General features: G+C 63.4%; 11 protein-coding genes. 6 read left to right on the top strand and 5 right to left on the bottom strand.

Going from position 1 to position 14967, the window contains the following annotated elements; genetic code table 11:
* Nucleotides 1-150: 150 nt before the first annotated feature.
* Nucleotides 151-519 (bottom strand): hypothetical protein, encoded by a 369-nt coding sequence (locus MIC97_RS05055; protein ID WP_239799118.1) that lies wholly within the window; start codon nucleotides 517-519, stop codon nucleotides 151-153.
* A gap of 125 nt (nucleotides 520-644) precedes the next feature.
* Nucleotides 645-1820: a hypothetical protein gene (locus MIC97_RS05050; RefSeq protein ID WP_239799117.1), complete on the bottom strand. Its 1176-nt coding sequence runs from the start codon at nucleotides 1818-1820 to the stop codon at nucleotides 645-647.
* Nucleotides 1821-2088: 268 nt separating this feature from the next.
* On the opposite strand from MIC97_RS05050, the gene MIC97_RS05045 reads away from it, so the two are divergent.
* A complete protein-coding gene (locus MIC97_RS05045) occupies nucleotides 2089-2487 on the top strand; it encodes a low affinity iron permease family protein (RefSeq protein ID WP_239799116.1) in 399 nt (132 codons plus the stop codon).
* Nucleotides 2488-2535: 48 nt separating this feature from the next.
* A complete protein-coding gene (locus MIC97_RS05040; RefSeq protein ID WP_239799115.1) occupies nucleotides 2536-2823 on the top strand; it encodes a hypothetical protein in 288 nt (95 codons plus the stop codon).
* 136 nt (nucleotides 2824-2959) lie between these two features.
* Here the strand turns inward: MIC97_RS05040 and MIC97_RS05035 are convergent, their stop codons facing one another.
* Nucleotides 2960-5605: a UvrD-helicase domain-containing protein gene (locus MIC97_RS05035; protein ID WP_239799114.1), complete on the bottom strand. Its 2646-nt coding sequence runs from the start codon at nucleotides 5603-5605 to the stop codon at nucleotides 2960-2962.
* 187 nt (nucleotides 5606-5792) lie between these two features.
* On the opposite strand from MIC97_RS05035, the gene MIC97_RS05030 reads away from it, so the two are divergent.
* Both MIC97_RS05030 and MIC97_RS05025 read left to right on the top strand, forming a co-directional pair.
* Nucleotides 5793-8111 (top strand): glucose/quinate/shikimate family membrane-bound PQQ-dependent dehydrogenase, encoded by a 2319-nt coding sequence (locus MIC97_RS05030; protein WP_239799113.1) that lies wholly within the window; start codon nucleotides 5793-5795, stop codon nucleotides 8109-8111.
* 173 nt (nucleotides 8112-8284) lie between these two features.
* Nucleotides 8285-8533 (top strand): hypothetical protein, encoded by a 249-nt coding sequence (locus MIC97_RS05025; protein ID WP_183831595.1) that lies wholly within the window; start codon nucleotides 8285-8287, stop codon nucleotides 8531-8533.
* 60 nt (nucleotides 8534-8593) lie between these two features.
* On the opposite strand, the gene MIC97_RS05020 is transcribed toward MIC97_RS05025, so the two are convergent.
* Nucleotides 8594-8836 (bottom strand): hypothetical protein, encoded by a 243-nt coding sequence (locus MIC97_RS05020; protein ID WP_183831082.1) that lies wholly within the window; start codon nucleotides 8834-8836, stop codon nucleotides 8594-8596.
* Between the two features lie 62 nt (nucleotides 8837-8898).
* Nucleotides 8899-9405 carry a thioesterase family protein gene (locus MIC97_RS05015; protein WP_239799112.1) on the bottom strand — a complete coding sequence of 169 codons (507 nt, stop codon included), beginning with the start codon at nucleotides 9403-9405 and terminating at the stop codon, nucleotides 8899-8901.
* A 115-nt stretch (nucleotides 9406-9520) separates the two neighbouring features.
* Here MIC97_RS05015 and MIC97_RS05010 point away from each other — a divergent pair, with 115 nt between their 5' ends.
* A complete protein-coding gene (locus tag MIC97_RS05010; RefSeq protein WP_239799111.1) occupies nucleotides 9521-10930 on the top strand; it encodes an FAD-linked oxidase C-terminal domain-containing protein in 1410 nt (469 codons plus the stop codon).
* Nucleotides 10931-11121: 191 nt separating this feature from the next.
* Entirely contained in the window at nucleotides 11122-14940 is a 3819-nt protein-coding gene (locus tag MIC97_RS05005) for an AsmA-like C-terminal region-containing protein (RefSeq protein ID WP_239799110.1), read from the top strand.
* Nucleotides 14941-14967 lie beyond the last annotated feature (27 nt).

The raw sequence follows: 14967 nt of genomic DNA, 5'->3' as shown, positions 1-14967 counted from the left end.
GCAGGAGGGTTCGCGTCCTTCCTGCCCGCATTCCGTTGTGTGTTTTCGCGCAATCATGCGCAGGCAGCATCCCGCGGGTGGGATGCTGCTCAATCCGGAGCGGCCGATCGCCGGGATCGCCGCCCAAAGATTGCTGCTGTCCTCAGGTGATCAGCAGTTCACGCCGCACGGCACCCACCAGCAGATGCCCCGGTCGTTGCAATACTGGGTTTCGCAGCGCCGCGTGCCATGGGCGATGACACAGAAGCAGTTTCCCGGACAGGACTTCGGGGTTGCCCTGGCGGTGGAGATATCCGCCCCGATCGTCATCATCGAAACGCGCCCGCCGTTCGCCCGGTTGACCTCGTCCAGAATGGCGAGGGAACCAGCCTCGTCATGGGCGATCTCGCCGTCCCAGAAATGATAGACATTGTCTCCCTCGACGTTTCCGGCGGCAGCCTTGCTTTGCGGCAAAGTTGCGCCGGTTCCCAGTTCCTCCCACCCGCTGTAGTCTGACTTGAGCTGCACTGTACGCCACATGTCATCCTCCCCTGTGTTATGATGGCGTCACAGGATGATACCAATTCAGGGTTGAATCAAATACAATTTTTACGAGCATTTTCAGGGCGGGGATGCGAGCGTGCGAGCGGACGGTTCCACCTGAGTTATATTTGCGCCCGCAGACCCAGGAAGACGTCGGTTGTTCGCTCGCGGATGTCGAGGATGGTCTTGAAGGTTCTCGTAACGTCCACCCGGAAAACGGCGCTGAGGGGCTTGCTGAACGCATAGCTGGCCTCGGCATAGAAGCCGCTGCCGCGTTCCTCGTTTTCCATCAAAAGGTTCTGCTTCACCTCGCGATAGACGCCGGCCGACAGGGCAAGCCGTTCCGTGGCTTTCCAGCCGAGTTCCGCTTCCGCCCGATGAAGCCATGAGGCGAGCGGGTCGTCGCTGTCTCCGGTTTCGTAGCGTCCGAACCAGCTTCCGCGCAGTTCGAAATCGCGGGGCAGGGGCATTGCGGCCTTCACCTGCCATGCAGGTCTGATCCCGGAATAGATGCCGTGCGCGCCGCGCAGGGATTCCGCGCCCAATGCCAGTCCAACCGTCATTCCCGCTTCAGTGCGCATTTCGAGCTGACCCTGTGCGCCGTAGAGCGCGTAAGACAGGGCCACGGGCGGCGAACCGAGCTTCTCGACCGAGGCAAACAGCGCTGAAAGCGATCCGCCGACGGCAACGGGGCCAATCGTGCGCATGACGCGCGCGGCAAGCCTGACCTTGTTGACATCGGGATCGAGCTGCGCCGGCCCGATGATGCCTTCCTCGAAATGCGTGCGGCCCGTCGTCTCGAAAACGTTCGAGGCGTCGATGACCAGCGCAGTGGCTTCATCCAGCGCGATGCCGGCCTGCGCCTGTGCCGCCGCAACCTGCTTCAGTGCCCTTGTACCGATGGCAACGGGGCCGATCTCCAGATGGTCGCCCTTGCTGACTGCCGAATAAGTCAGCGTGCCGCGCAGTTCCAGCACTGGCGAGATGCGGCGGAAGGCATGCGCCGACACGGCGATGCTGCGATCGTCCTCGATCAAGATGCGGTCATGGCGGGTAAGCTGGAATTCGGCCGCGATGCCGGCATTGGCTTCATCATCGCCCACATCCTGACGCAGGGATCCTCGCAACAGCGTGTACCAGTCGGCAATCGCGAATTCGCTGTCCAGCGCATTGCTGGTCCAGTGGCGTTCGAGCGATGCGGAAATTTTCGGGCCTGTCTGATCCGCCAGTGCGGGGCAGGAGAGGCCAAGGGCGGGAAGAGCAAGAGCCAGCGCGGGAAAGGAAACCGTATGGGTCAATTGCCGCCTCCGCTTCGGCCTCTTCGCCATCCCGCTTCTCCCGGTTCCGGGACCCCTTCCGCCGTGCGGGGGTGGCGAGGCGGAAGGGGCCGGAGGTTCCGCTGAAGCGGAAGGAGCAGGCATCATTGCCTGCATGGAAACTGTGGCTCAATTACTATAAGGTGTAATTACTTATTTTTACACCTTATAGTTGTGTAAAGTTGTGCATAGCCGCGAGTGGGGAACCGTTCGTCGCCATGGCGGTTGTTCCGTCAAGCGAGGACCCGACATGCTGGAAAAACCCTTCACCAAGGCAGCCAATGCCGTGGCCTATGTCACTGGCATGCCTATGACTTTCATTCTCTGTGTGGCCGTTGTCATCATCTGGGCTGTGAGTGGCCCGTTGTTCGGCTTTTCGGACACATGGCAGCTCATCATCAACACGGGCACGACGATCATCACCTTTCTCATGGTGTTCCTGATCCAGAACACCCAAAACAGGGATGGTGCGGCCATGCAGGCGAAGCTGGATGAGCTTATCCGCATCAGCAAGGCCAACAACCGTTTCATCGGCATCGAGCATCTGACCGAAACCGAGGTCGAGAAGATCCGCAGGGCGTGTGAGCGGGCCGTGAATCGTCCCGGTGGGCGGAGGCGGAATAAGGGGGAGCAGCGGGCCGGTGATTGACCTTTTCGTTCAAGCAGTCATGCTTGCCGGCTACAACAAGGGAACACCGTGGCAGACTGGATTGAAATCCTGCGCAAACAGACCGACACCGGCGAAAGGATGGCCCGTGAAGTGCCGGGAATTCTTGGCAACCCGCATGTCACCGAAGCGCAGGTGAGAGCGCTGTTCGACGAACTCGACAAGCAGGCGGAATTCGTCGAGGGCCTGCGCGAGACATTGGAAAAGTTCGGCCACGACTTCTCCGTGATCGAGGCGGCGGAAAAACTGGAAGAACGCTTCGATGACCTCGCCGCATCCGCCGCTGAAAAGCTCAAGGCGATGCGCAGCCGGACATAGATCGCCGTGCGTCCATTCGGACGCACGAAGGGCGATCTAAGTTATTGATAGAGCATCGGAATAACCGAAAACCGGGTTCCGCTTTTCCGTCCGATTCTCTAGGGTCCAAAACCGGCCGTTGCCGATGCGCCGCGCGTCAGGCCGCGGTGACGAAGCTGTCCAGAACCTTTTTCTGGCCGGCGCGGTCGAAATCGATGGTCAGCTTGTTGCCTTCGACAGCCGAGACGTTGCCGTTCCCGAATTTCATATGGAAGACGCGGTCGCCGACGCTGAAAGCGGATGGGGTGTCTGCGACCGACTTCGCCACCAGCTCGCCTTCGATGGTGCGGCCTTTGACCGAACCACGCCCCGCGCCATAGCCGGAATCGGCCTCGCCATAGCCGATGCGCTCGACCGCATGGCCCGAACGCGTGCCCCAGTTGCGGCTCGTCGCTTCCGTGCGGTTCTGGCGGGCGCGCTGCCAGCCGGGCGTCGCATAGGTGTTTGAGAAAGCGCCGCCGCTGCCGCCCTGATCGCCGCGCTTGGCATATCCGCCAGTGGGCGAACCGATATTGTCGAAGCGCGAGGCCCCATAGGGATTGCCGTAGCCGCCGAAGCCTGACCCGCTTTCACTCACCTCGACATGGGCCTCCGGCAGCTCGTCGAGGAAGCGGGAGGGGATTGTGGATTGCCACAGCCCGTGGATGCGCCGGTTGGAGACGAACCAGATGTGCAGGTTGCGCTTGGCGCGCGTCAGCCCGACATAGGCGAGCCTGCGCTCTTCTTCCAGACCGGAACGCCCACCTTCATCGAGCGCGCGCTGATGCGGGAACAGGCCTTCTTCCCAGCCGGGCAGGAACACGGTCTCGAACTCAAGCCCCTTGGCCGAATGGAGCGTCATCAGCGAAACCGCGTCGAGGTCCTCGTTCTTGTCGGCATCCATGACCAGCGCGACATGTTCGAGGAAGGCACGCAGGGATTCGTAATCCTCCATGGAGCGGATCAGCTCCTTGAGGTTGTCGAGCCGCGTCGGCGCATCGGCCGAACGGTCGTTCTTCCACATGTCGGTATAGCCGCTTTCCTCAAGGATGGTTTCGGCCAGTTCCGTATGCGGGGTGGTTTCCAGCAGATCCTGCCAGCGCGCAAAATTGGCGGCAACCTCGCGCAGTGCTGCTCGTGGCTTCGGCTTCAGCTCGTCGCTTTCGGCAAGCGTGGCGGCCGCCTGCAGCATCGGCACCCCAAGCGCGCGGGCCGTGTCATGCACCTGACGGATGGCGGCTTCGCCAAGGCCGCGCTTCGGCACGTTGACGATGCGCTCGAAGGCGAGGTCGTCGCCCGGATTGGCCACGACACGCATATAGGCCATGGCGTCGCGGATTTCCTGCCGCTCATAGAAGCGCGGGCCGCCGATGACGCGGTAGTTCAGGCCGATCTCGATGAAGCGATCCTCGAAGGAGCGCATCTGGAAGGAGGCGCGCACCAGAATGGCAATGTCATTGAGCGCATGGCTGTTGCGCTGGAGCGCTTCGATCTCCTCGCCGATGGCGCGGGCTTCCTCGTCGGAATCCCATGCGGCATGGACATTGACCTTGGGGTCATCGGGATCGGGGCTGTCCGTGAACAGGGTCTTGCCGAGCCGGCCTTCATTGTGGGTGATGAGATGGGCGGCAGCGCCAAGGATATGGGCGGTGGAGCGGTAGTTGCGCTCAAGCCGGATCACTGTCGCGCCCGGAAAATCCTTCTCGAAGCGCAGGATGTTGTCCACTTCCGCGCCGCGCCAGCCATAGATCGACTGGTCGTCATCGCCGACGCAGCAGATGTTGACTTTGTTTTCGCTCACGGGCCGCATCGCCGCCTGCGGCGGCTGGCCCTCCGCGGGGGCGGGCGAAACGTCGCCCGGCGCGCCGTCGCGCGCTCGGCCTCCGGCCGGTTGGGCAGAACTGGCGCGAGGACGCTGGGCCAGAAGACGCAGCCACATATACTGGGCGGTGTTGGTGTCCTGATACTCGTCCACCAGAATGTAGCGGAAGCGCTTGTGGTATTCCGCCAGAATGTCGTGATGGGCGCGGAAGATGCGGATCGGGTGCAGGAGCAGGTCGCCGAAATCGCAGGCGTTCAGCGTCGTCAGCCGCTCCTGATAGGCGCGGTAGAGCTCGCGGCCGCGCCCGTTGCCGAACGAACGCGCATCCCCTTCGGGAATTTCCTCTGGGCCGAGGCCCTTGTTTTTCCAGCCATCGATCATCTGGGCGAAGGTGCGCGGCGCCCAGCGCTTGTCGTCCAGACCTTCGGCCTGAATGAGCTGCTTGATGAGACGGATGACGTCGTCGGTGTCGAGAATGCTGAAATCGGAGCGCAGCCCGGCCAGTTCCGCATGGCGGCGCAATATCTTTACACCGATGGAGTGGAAGGTGCCGAGCCAAGGCATGCCTTCGACCGCTTCGCCGACCAGCAGCCCGATGCGCTGCTTCATCTCGCGTGCGGCCTTGTTGGTGAAGGTCACGGCAAGGATCTGCGAGGGGAAGGCGCGACCGGTGGCAAGGATATGGGCGATGCGGGTGGTGAGCACCCGCGTCTTGCCGGTGCCGGCGCCGGCCAGAACCAGCACGGGCCCTTCGGTGGTTTCCACCGCCTGCCGCTGTTCAGGGTTGAGCCCCTTGAGATAGTCGGGCGGGCCGTTCTGCGCCTGTCGCGCGGCCATGGCACGCGCGGCTATGCCGGACGGCGCACCGGCGCTGCCGGAGGCAGCCGGAGGTCGCGCGCCCGGTTCATCGAAGAAGGGCATATCGTCGGAAAAGCCGGACATTGTTCCCGAATGTAGTGATTCGGTCCCGAAAGACCAGAAGTGTCGCCGTTTTGTTCTGTTTTCTGAGCATGGCTTAGCCCTGTCGGCGCGCGCCTGCAAGGAAAGCCTGTTGATGCAGGGAACATTGCGGCGCCTGCGCCATTATCCCTGATTACGCATTCCGGCACTCGAAGTTGGGGGATCAGCTTTGGCCATCATCATCACTTCACTGTTGTTCGCCTTGTTCGGCGCCTGGCTTGGCGTAGGGGGCGTATGGCTGATCACGCTTGGCGGCAGCTGGTATTATGCCGTTGCCGGCGCCGTTTTCCTGATTGCGGCATGGTTGGTTTACCGGCGCAGCATGGCCGCGCTCTGGCTTTATGCCGCCTTCCTGCTGGCGACCCTCGTGTGGGCCATATGGGAGACAGGCTTTGACTGGTGGTCGCTCGGCGCGCGCGGCGGCCTGCTCGTGCTGCTGGCCATCTGGCTGCTGATGCCGGTCATATGGCGCAGGCTTTCCGGCACGGACGGCCGTGCGCCGCTGATCCTCGTGGTTCTGGCGTCGCTCGGCGTCGCCGGATATTCCATGACCACCGATCCCTACGACATTGCCGCTACCCTGCCGACGGACAAGGTGACGCCGGAGGGCGCCCTTGGCGCAAACTTCCCGGCGGGTGAATGGCACTTCTACGGGCGCAGCCCCTATGGTCAGCGCTATTCGCCGCTGGACCAGATTACGGTCGAAAATGTCGACAAGCTCGAACTGGCCTGGACCTACCAGACCGGCGATGTGCGCCTGCCCAGCGACGTCACCGAAACCACCTATCAGGTGACGCCGCTCAAGATCGGCGACAATCTCTACATCTGCACGCCGCACAACCTCGCCATTGCCGTTGATGCGGCGACGGGCAGGGAAAAGTGGCGCTTCGATCCTAAGATCGGCCCGGAGAACCAGCGCCAGCACCAGACCTGCCGCGGCGTTTCCTATTACAAGGATGCGTCGATCGCTGCCGGCGAAGCCTGTGCGGAACGCGTCTACCTGCCGACTTCCGACGCGCGCCTCATCGCCCTCGATGCGGCCACCGGCCAGATCTGTCCGTCATTCGGCAATGCCGGTACGGTGAACCTGATGGAGCACATGCCGCATCCGAAGGCGGGTTACTATTATTCGACTTCGGCGCCGCTGATCGCGCGCGACAAGATCATCGTCGGCGGCGCGGTCAACGACAATTACTCCACGGAAGAGCCGTCCGGCGTGATCCGCGCCTTCGACGCGCGCTCGGGCGCTGTCGTGTGGGCGTGGGATCCGGGCAATCCCGATCGCACCGAGCCGCTCGGCGCCGGCGAGACCTATACGGCGAACTCGCCCAACATGTGGTCGACCGCCAGCGCCGACGAGGAGCTTGGGCTGGTCTATGTGCCGCTCGGCAACCAGACTCCGGACCAGCTCGGCATGGGCCGCAGCGAGCATGTGGAAAAATATTCGTCCTCGATCACCGCACTCGATCTCGACACCGGCAGGGTGCGCTGGGTGCGCCAGACGGTGCATCATGACCTGTGGGACATGGACGTGCCGGCGCAGCCATCGCTCATTGATCTCACCACCGATGCGGGGACGGTCAAGGCGCTGGTCGGCCCGACCAAGCAGGGCGACATCTATGTGCTGAACCGGGAAACCGGCGAACCGGTCATTCCGATCAATGAGGTGCCGGCTCCGGGCGGGGCGATCGAAGGCGATTTCACCGCGCCGACGCAGCCTGTGTCGGACCTGACATTCATGCCGAAGCCGCTGACGGGCGCCGACATGTGGGGCGTCAGCCCGTTCGACCAGCTTGCCTGCCGCATCGAGTTCGCAAGGCTACGCTACGAGGGGCGTTATACGCCGCCTTCGGTTCAGGGAACGCTTGTCTATCCCGGCAATTTCGGCACCTTCAACTGGGGCGGCGTGGCGGTCGATCCGGTCAGGCAGGTGATGTTCGGCATGCCGACCTATCTGGCCTTCAAGTCGCAACTCGTGCCGCGCGATCAGGTGCCACCCGCCGATGCCGAAGCTCGTGGCAGCGAGCAGGGTCTCAACCGCAACGAAGGTGCGCCCTATGCCGTGATCATGGGGCCGTTCCTGTCGCCGCTCGGCATTCCCTGCCAGTCGCCGCCATGGGGCTATGTGGCGGGTGCGGACCTGCGCACCGGCAAGATCGCCTACAAGCACCGCAACGGCACGGTCTACGACATGATCCCGCTGCCGCTTCCCCTCAAGGTGGGCGTTCCGGGCATCGGCGGGCCGATCATCACCGCGGGTGGCGTGGCCTTCCTCGGTGCGGCCGTCGACGATTATCTGCGCGCCTACGACCTTACCAGCGGCAGGCAGCTGTGGAAGGCGCGCCTTCCGGCGGGTGGGCAATCCACCCCGATGACCTACACGACGGAAGACGGGCGCCAGTTCGTTCTGATCGTGGCCGGCGGCCACGGCTCGATCGGAACCAAGGCAGGCGATTACGTCATGGCATGGACATTGCCGAAGCAGTAGGCCGGCAACAGCAGGGGAGACGGCGAACCGTCTCCCTAAATCCACAGTTGCCGATTTCTCACAAGGGCAGGGGTCAGTTTACCCTTGCCCCTTCCGCGCGCTCGGTTAAGTCTGTAGCCAATGGCTGTTCCGGAATCGTCCCGGATGTGGCGAGTGATTGCAGGGAATGAATGATGGACGATAATTTCGACAAGGCCGGCATTGCGGTCATCATCGTTTTCGGAGCGCTGCTTCTTGGCGGGCTGATGGCGGCAAATCTGGTTGTCGGCGACCGGAATGGCTTTCTGCTGGCGCTGGGTGCTGCATTTTCGGCCTACATCGCCGGCTATGCTATCCTGTTCGATCTTCCGCGCGTCTATGCCTTCCTGATCGTGGTTGCCGCCGTCATGGGCGTGGCCTCAACCATCGCCTACGCTTTCTGATATTCTGAATCGGAAATCAAACGTAAGATTTTGATTTTTTAGGAGTGCCGGCCGGAAAATTCAGGCGTATCCGCGCCGTGAGCGGGCTTGCTTGAGAATGGCGCGCCAGCGCACCATATCGAAGGGGATAGGCTGGCCCTTCGCTGAAATCTCGAAAATCCGGTTGTCGACATTTCGCAGAGATCGCCAGAAGTCATAGTCCGACACGCGCGGGTCGGCGGCCAGCCTTTCGGCTTCCATTTTCACGCTGCGTGCTGTGCCAGCCTTTTCGACAGAAGGCGGCAGGTTGTTCTGCGTAGCCATACAGCCTGATTGGCTGCTGGCGCGATTCGTTGCAACGGAGCAGGCAGCCTATCCACCCTTATTCATTTCTTAAGGTTAATATCGGCGCTGCCGCGCCTGCGGATGCCTATGGTGCGGCCTGCACGCTCCGGCCGGGGGAGATGCCGGTGGGCGTCCTGAAATGCCGCCACTTTTGCCGCCACGTCTTCGGGAAAGGGTGCAACGCGTGGACCTTCCATGTTGACGTGCAGCGACATGCTTTCCGAAGTCGCCGCCAGCCAGCCGTCGACATGGCGGATTTCCTGATAGGCGTGCAGGCGCTTTTCGTCGGAGTCCAGCAACTGGAAGCTCACCTTCACCTGACTGCCCAGATGCAGCTCGCGCACGTAGCAGACATGGATTTCCGAGGTGTAGATCGTGTGCCTGCGTTCAGCGGCATAGGCGGAACCGATGCCGAGCAGGTCGAGCACTTCTTCCGCTCCGCGATCGAACAGCACGTTGTAGTAGGCCATGTTCAGATGGCCGTTATAGTCGATCCAGTTTTTCTCGATCTCCATGGTGCCGGAGACGAAGGGGGAAGAAAGGGGCATGAAAGGTCCTTGCGCTGCTGGACAAATCGGCGTGAAAAGCAGATCACCAATCCTATTTGCGGGCCACGCTAAAGAGCAAGCCGGTGGCCTTGCCTGTCCTGATTAAGGAGAAACCATGGCTCTCGGCGATATGATTGTGGTGGAACGCAACGAACAAGGCATCGCGGCGATGCTGGAAATTCTGCGCAATGCGTTCGGCGACCGCTTCCAGACCGGCAACTCCATTCGCGAGCAGCATGGCCATACCACCACCTATCTGCCGAATCAGATGCCGGATGGCGTCGTCTTCCCTGAAAATACCGAAGAGGTGCAGACCATCGTGCGCGCCTGCGCAGCCCACCGCGTGCCCCTGATCCCGTTCGGAACCGGAACGTCGCTGGAAGGGCATGTCAACGCGCCGGGTGGCGGTATTTCGCTGGATACCTCGCGCATGAACCGCATTCTGGCCGTCCACGCCGAGGATCTCGATTGCGTGGTGGAGCCCGGCGTGACGCGCGAGGACCTCAACCGCCACCTGCGCGATACGGGCCTGTTCTTCCCCATCGATCCGGGCGCCAACGCCTCGCTCGGCGGCATGGCCTCGACGCGCGCCTCCGGCACCAACGCGGTGCGCTATGGCACCATGCGCGAGGCGGTGCTCTCGCTCAAGGCGGTGATGGCCGATGGCGAGGTGGTGCGCACGGCTGGCCGCGCGCGCAAGAGCTCGGCCGGATACGATCTCACCCGGCTGCTCGTCGGCGCGGAAGGCACGCTCGGCGTCATCACCGAGCTGACGCTTCGCCTGCACGGCATTCCGCAGGCGATTTCGGGCGGCGTGTGCCCGTTCCCGACCCTGGAGGCAGCGTGTCAGGCGGTGATCGCCACTATCCAGATGGGCATTCCCGTGGCGCGGATCGAGCTGGTCAATGCGCTCCAGATGAAGGCCATCAACGCCTATTCCAAGCTCGATTATCCCGAAAGCCCCTGCCTGTTCCTCGAATTCCACGGCAGCGATGCTGGCGTGGCGGAGCAGGCCGAGCTGTTCGCCATGATCGCGGAAGAACAGCAGGGCGGCCCCTTCATGTGGACCACGGTGGCCGAAGAGCGCAACAAGCTGTGGAAGGCCCGTCACGATTCCTACTGGGCTTCGTTCGTGCTGCGGCCCGGCGCGAAGGGGCTTTCCACCGATGTGTGCGTGCCGATTTCAAGGCTCGCCGAATGCGTTGCCGAAACCGAGGCCGACATTGAGGCCAACGGCCTTGTCGCGCCCATCGTCGGCCACGCCGGAGACGGCAATTTCCACACGCTGGTTCTGATGGATCCCGAAGATCGCGACGAGGTGGCGAAGGTCGAGGCTTTCGTCGCCCGCCTGAACGAGCGCGCCATCGCCATGGAGGGAACCTGCACCGGCGAGCACGGCATCGGGCAGGGGAAGTCCGGCTTCATGCGCCGCGAGCATGGCCATGGCGTCGATGTCATGCGCACCATCAAGAAGGCGCTCGACCCGGACAATATCTTCAATCCCGGCAAGATGATCGCGGGTTAGAGCAATTCCAGCAAAAGTGCGCAGCGGTTTTGCGTCCGGAATTGCGTAAAAACAAAGAGATGGAGCATTGCGGGCGATTCTTTTTTCATCGGAATGCTCCACGACGCCGGAAGCGCAGGTGCGGCATTGCCTCTTTATCGTCATCGATATCGGGATAGGATCGGTCCACCCTCTGGATTTGCAGTGAGGACATGCTCGCACGACTGTTCGTGATCATCGGCGGATTGGTGGTTCTGGTGCTGCTTGCAGCGCTGGCGGTGCCGCCTTTCATCGACTGGACCGGCTATCGCGCCGCGTTCGAGCGGGAGGCCAGCATCATTCTCGGCCGCAAGGTGACGGTGCGCGGCGATGCACGGGCAAGGCTGTTGCCGTTTCCGTCGGTGACGTTCACCGATGTCGTCGTGTCAGGCGGTGCGGATGGCCAGCAGGCGATGGCCGTCGACACCTTCTCCATGGATGCCGAACTGGCGCCGTTCCTGCGCGGCGAGGTGCTGATCTTCGACATGCGTCTGGAGCGGCCGAGAGCTGTGATCGCGGTTGCCGACGACGGGACGATTGACTGGGCCGTGCGGCCATCGTCGCCATTCGATGCGGGCCAGATCGCGATCGAGAAGCTGACCGTCACCGACGGTGTGGTGGAACTGCGGCATGGTCCGGGTGGGCGAGTCCACACCCTTTCCGGAATCGATGCCACGGTATCGGCAAAATCTCTGCTTGGCCCATGGCGCGTGGATGGCAATCTCGTTTTCGATGGATTGCCGACGGAAGTTTCCGCGGCCACCGGGCGCGCCGGTGATGACGGCCAGATGCGGCTGCGGCTGAGGGCCCGGCCGCAGGATTATGCCGCGACGATGGAAAGCGACGGCAACGCGCACATCGGCAATGGCGCTCTCACCTATGCCGGCCAGTTCCGGCTGACCGAGGATGCAGCCCAGCCGGCGCAACTGAGGGGAGGCGATGGCGAGATGGTTTCGCTCACCCCGGCAAAGGCCGTGCCCGGTTATCGCGCCAGCGGCACGTTCCAGCTCAACCATGCCCGGCTTTCAATCGACGAATTCCGTTTCGAGACGGGGCCGGTGGAAAGTCCTTATTCGGCCGATGGAACCGCCTCGCTCGATTTCGGCAAAGAACCGCGGTTTCGCATCGAGGCGTCGGGCGCACAGGTTCAGTTCGACGAGGCGGTGTCCGGCGAAACCGGAACTGCGTCGAACGCGCAGGCGCGCCTTGCCGGGCTGGAAGAGGCGCTGCGCCGCCTGCCTCGTCCGACGATCCCCGGCTCCGTCGAAGTGCAGCTGCCGGCCGTGGTGGCGGGTGATACGACCATTCGCGATGTCCGTGTCTCCGCCGAGCCTGCCGACGGGGGCTGGACCATCCATTCACTGGCCGCGACCTTGCCCGGCCGCACCACATTCGAGTCCAGCGGCCTGCTAACCACCGGCGATGCCGTTGGCTTCCGGGGCAGGATGCTGCTCGCCGTCGCCCAGCCGTCAGGCTTCGCGGCGTGGCTCGCCAGCGATGTGGACGATGCGGTTCGTCGTCTTCCCGCGGCAGGCTTCAGCGCCAATGTCGACCTGACCCGTTCGCGGCAGAGATTCAGCGATCTCGAACTGGTGCTGGGTGGAGCAAAATTCGCTGGCACGATCGAGGCGGCGCAGCCGGGCGATGCGCGCTCCTCGATGGCCCTCGCGCTTCAGGGCGGCGCGCTGGACCTGGAGAGCCTTTCCGCCTTTGCCTCGATTTTCGTCAGCACCGGGGGCGACAATCGCTTTGCCGGGCAGGATCTGGACCTCGACCTGAAAGCGGGGCCGGTGGAAGCGTGGGGCCTCTCGGCGCAAAAGGCCGAGACGGCGCTTCGCCTGCGCGGCGACGTTCTGGAGGTGGACCGGCTGGCGCTGGACGATCTTGCCGGGGCATCCCTCAGCGCGACCGGCCGGCTTTCCGGTTTCCCTGAGAAACCGGCAGGGAAAGTCGATGTTTCGGTGGTGGCGGTCGACCTTGCGCCGCTGGTGGAGGCGCTGGCCGGCGCTCATGGCGACAACTCTGTGATTGCCGGGCCCATCATCTCGGGACTGGCGCAGCGTGTGCAAAACTATCCGGGCCTGCTGGAAGATGCGCGCATCGATGCCGTGATGAGTGCTGCGGGCGAGGATGACGGCGACCGGGGCCTGGCCGTTTCGGCGCAGGGGTCCGCCGGCGGGTCTGCCTTTTCCGCCAGCCTCTCCCTGAAGAGGAAGGCGCAGGATCTGCTGCTTTCGCCGCTTTCCGTCACGCTCGGCATTCGCAACGACGATGCGACGGCGCTGCTGGCGCTCGCGGGTCTTCCCGCCCTGCCGCTGGGGCTGACGGGACCGGGCGTGGCCGACATTTCCGCCAATGGCAGCCTGCGCGATGGCATGGCCACCACGGCGCTCGTCACCGGCGAGGATTTCCGGCTTTCCTTTGATGGCACCGTATCGGCTGACGATCAGGGGCCGGCGATAAAGGGCGGCACCAGCCTCGAAGCGGCCGATATAGAACCATGGCTGATGACGGCGGGCGTGGCGCTGCCCGGCATGGGAACGGGAACCTCGCTCACGCTTGGCGCGGAGGCCGACTATGGCAGCGGCGTCCTCATTTTGAAGGGGCTTTCGGGCGCCATCAACGAAACCGCGGTTTCCGGCGACATCAATGCCGAAATGAAGGGCGCCAAGCCCAGCCTGACCGGCGAGGTCAGTCTCGACGAGCTTTATCTCGATCCGTTTGTCGCCATGCTGACCGGCGACGAGGCACTTGCGCCTGTTTCCGGCGAGTGGCCGACAGCGCCCTTTGCTGCGACCGCGCGCGCGCCGGCGGCTATCGACATGAGCGTTTCGGCTGCAGCACTGATGGCTGGCCATATGGCGACGGCTTATGACGCTTCGATGTCGCTGAAGCTGGACGATGACGGATTGCGGGTATCCGATCTCAACGGCAGGCTGCTTGGCGGTGCACTGAGCGGCATGTTCGAGATCAGGAATTCCGCTGGAACCGGGCTGCTCAATGCCCAGATGGCGGTTTCCGACGCAGATCTCGCCACCATCTTTCCGGGTGCGGGGCTCAGCGGCCGAACTGATCTTTCGGCGACGGTTTCCACCAGCGGCAAGTCGGTTGACGGCATGATGACGTCGCTTTCGGGCTCCGGCACGGCTTCGCTGAAGGGGCTCGCCATTTCCGATCTCAACCCCGATGCGCTTGGTGCTTTTCTGAAGGCTGCGGATGCTGTCGGCCGCGACATAGATGCGCGCCGCACGGCGGAATTTGCGGGAACCATTGCGAAGCAGGGGCGCTTTGCCGCGAAGGACACGGATGTCGCCTTCACGCTCGCGAACGGCATCTTGCGCGCGCCGCCGCTCAGGCTTGAGTCGCAAACATCGGGGATTTCGGCAGATCTGAGCGCCAATCTGGCCACCGGCACCGTGCATGCGCAGGGCTCGATTGCCTATGCTGCGGGCGAGGACGCGCTGGTCGGCTCCGAGCCGACGCTGAATTTCACCGTAGACGGCGCTCCCGATGCCATGACGGCAAGTTTCGACAGCACACCGCTGGCCCAGTATCTCACCCAGCGCGCGCTGGAGCAGGAGCAGCAGCGGGTGGAAGCGATGCAGGCGGCTCTGCTCGAAAAGCAGCGCCTGCGCCGCGAAGCCCGCTATTATGCCGATCTGCAGGCACGTCGCGAGCGCGCGGCGGAAGAGGAACGCCTGCGGCAGGAAGCAGAGCGCCAGAAGGCCGAGGAAGAGGCAAGGGCGAGAGAAGAAGCGGAACGCGCCGCGCGGGAAGCGCGGTTGCGGGCCGAGCAGGAAGCGCGCGAGGCGGAAGCGGAACGGGTCCGTCGCGACGCCGAGGCGGAACGCATCCGCCGTGAGACCGAGGGCAGGGCCGGCACGCCGCAGCCATCGCCGGGGACCCCTCCCGCCAATGAAAATGCGCCTGCAAGCCCGCAGGCCGAGCCATTCAACTTGCAGAACCTGCTGAACTCACTGGAAGGCGGGTAAGGAGGGCGCAAGCGCTGCGGGATCGAC

Source organism: Aquamicrobium sp. NLF2-7, assembly GCF_022359935.1.
GTDB lineage: Bacteria > Pseudomonadota > Alphaproteobacteria > Rhizobiales > Rhizobiaceae > Mesorhizobium > Mesorhizobium lusatiense.
Note: the sequence above shows the minus strand (reverse complement) of the source record. Positions and strands in the feature narration are given on the sequence as shown.

Bases quoted from the DNA above. Each gene is read 5' to 3' on its own strand.
- MIC97_RS05010 (WP_239799111.1), top strand. From the start codon at position 9,521: ATGGCTCTCGGCGATATGATTGTGGTGGAACGCAACGAACAAGGCATC.
- MIC97_RS05020 (WP_183831082.1), bottom strand. From the start codon at position 8,836: ATGGCTACGCAGAACAACCTGCCGCCTTCTGTCGAAAAGGCTGGCACA.
- MIC97_RS05055 (WP_239799118.1), bottom strand. From the start codon at position 519: ATGTGGCGTACAGTGCAGCTCAAGTCAGACTACAGCGGGTGGGAGGAA.
- MIC97_RS05015 (WP_239799112.1), bottom strand. From the start codon at position 9,405: ATGCCCCTTTCTTCCCCCTTCGTCTCCGGCACCATGGAGATCGAGAAA.
- MIC97_RS05025 (WP_183831595.1), top strand. From the start codon at position 8,285: ATGGACGATAATTTCGACAAGGCCGGCATTGCGGTCATCATCGTTTTC.
- MIC97_RS05035 (WP_239799114.1), bottom strand. From the start codon at position 5,605: ATGTCCGGCTTTTCCGACGATATGCCCTTCTTCGATGAACCGGGCGCG.
- MIC97_RS05045 (WP_239799116.1), top strand. From the start codon at position 2,089: ATGCTGGAAAAACCCTTCACCAAGGCAGCCAATGCCGTGGCCTATGTC.
- MIC97_RS05005 (WP_239799110.1), top strand. From the start codon at position 11,122: ATGCTCGCACGACTGTTCGTGATCATCGGCGGATTGGTGGTTCTGGTG.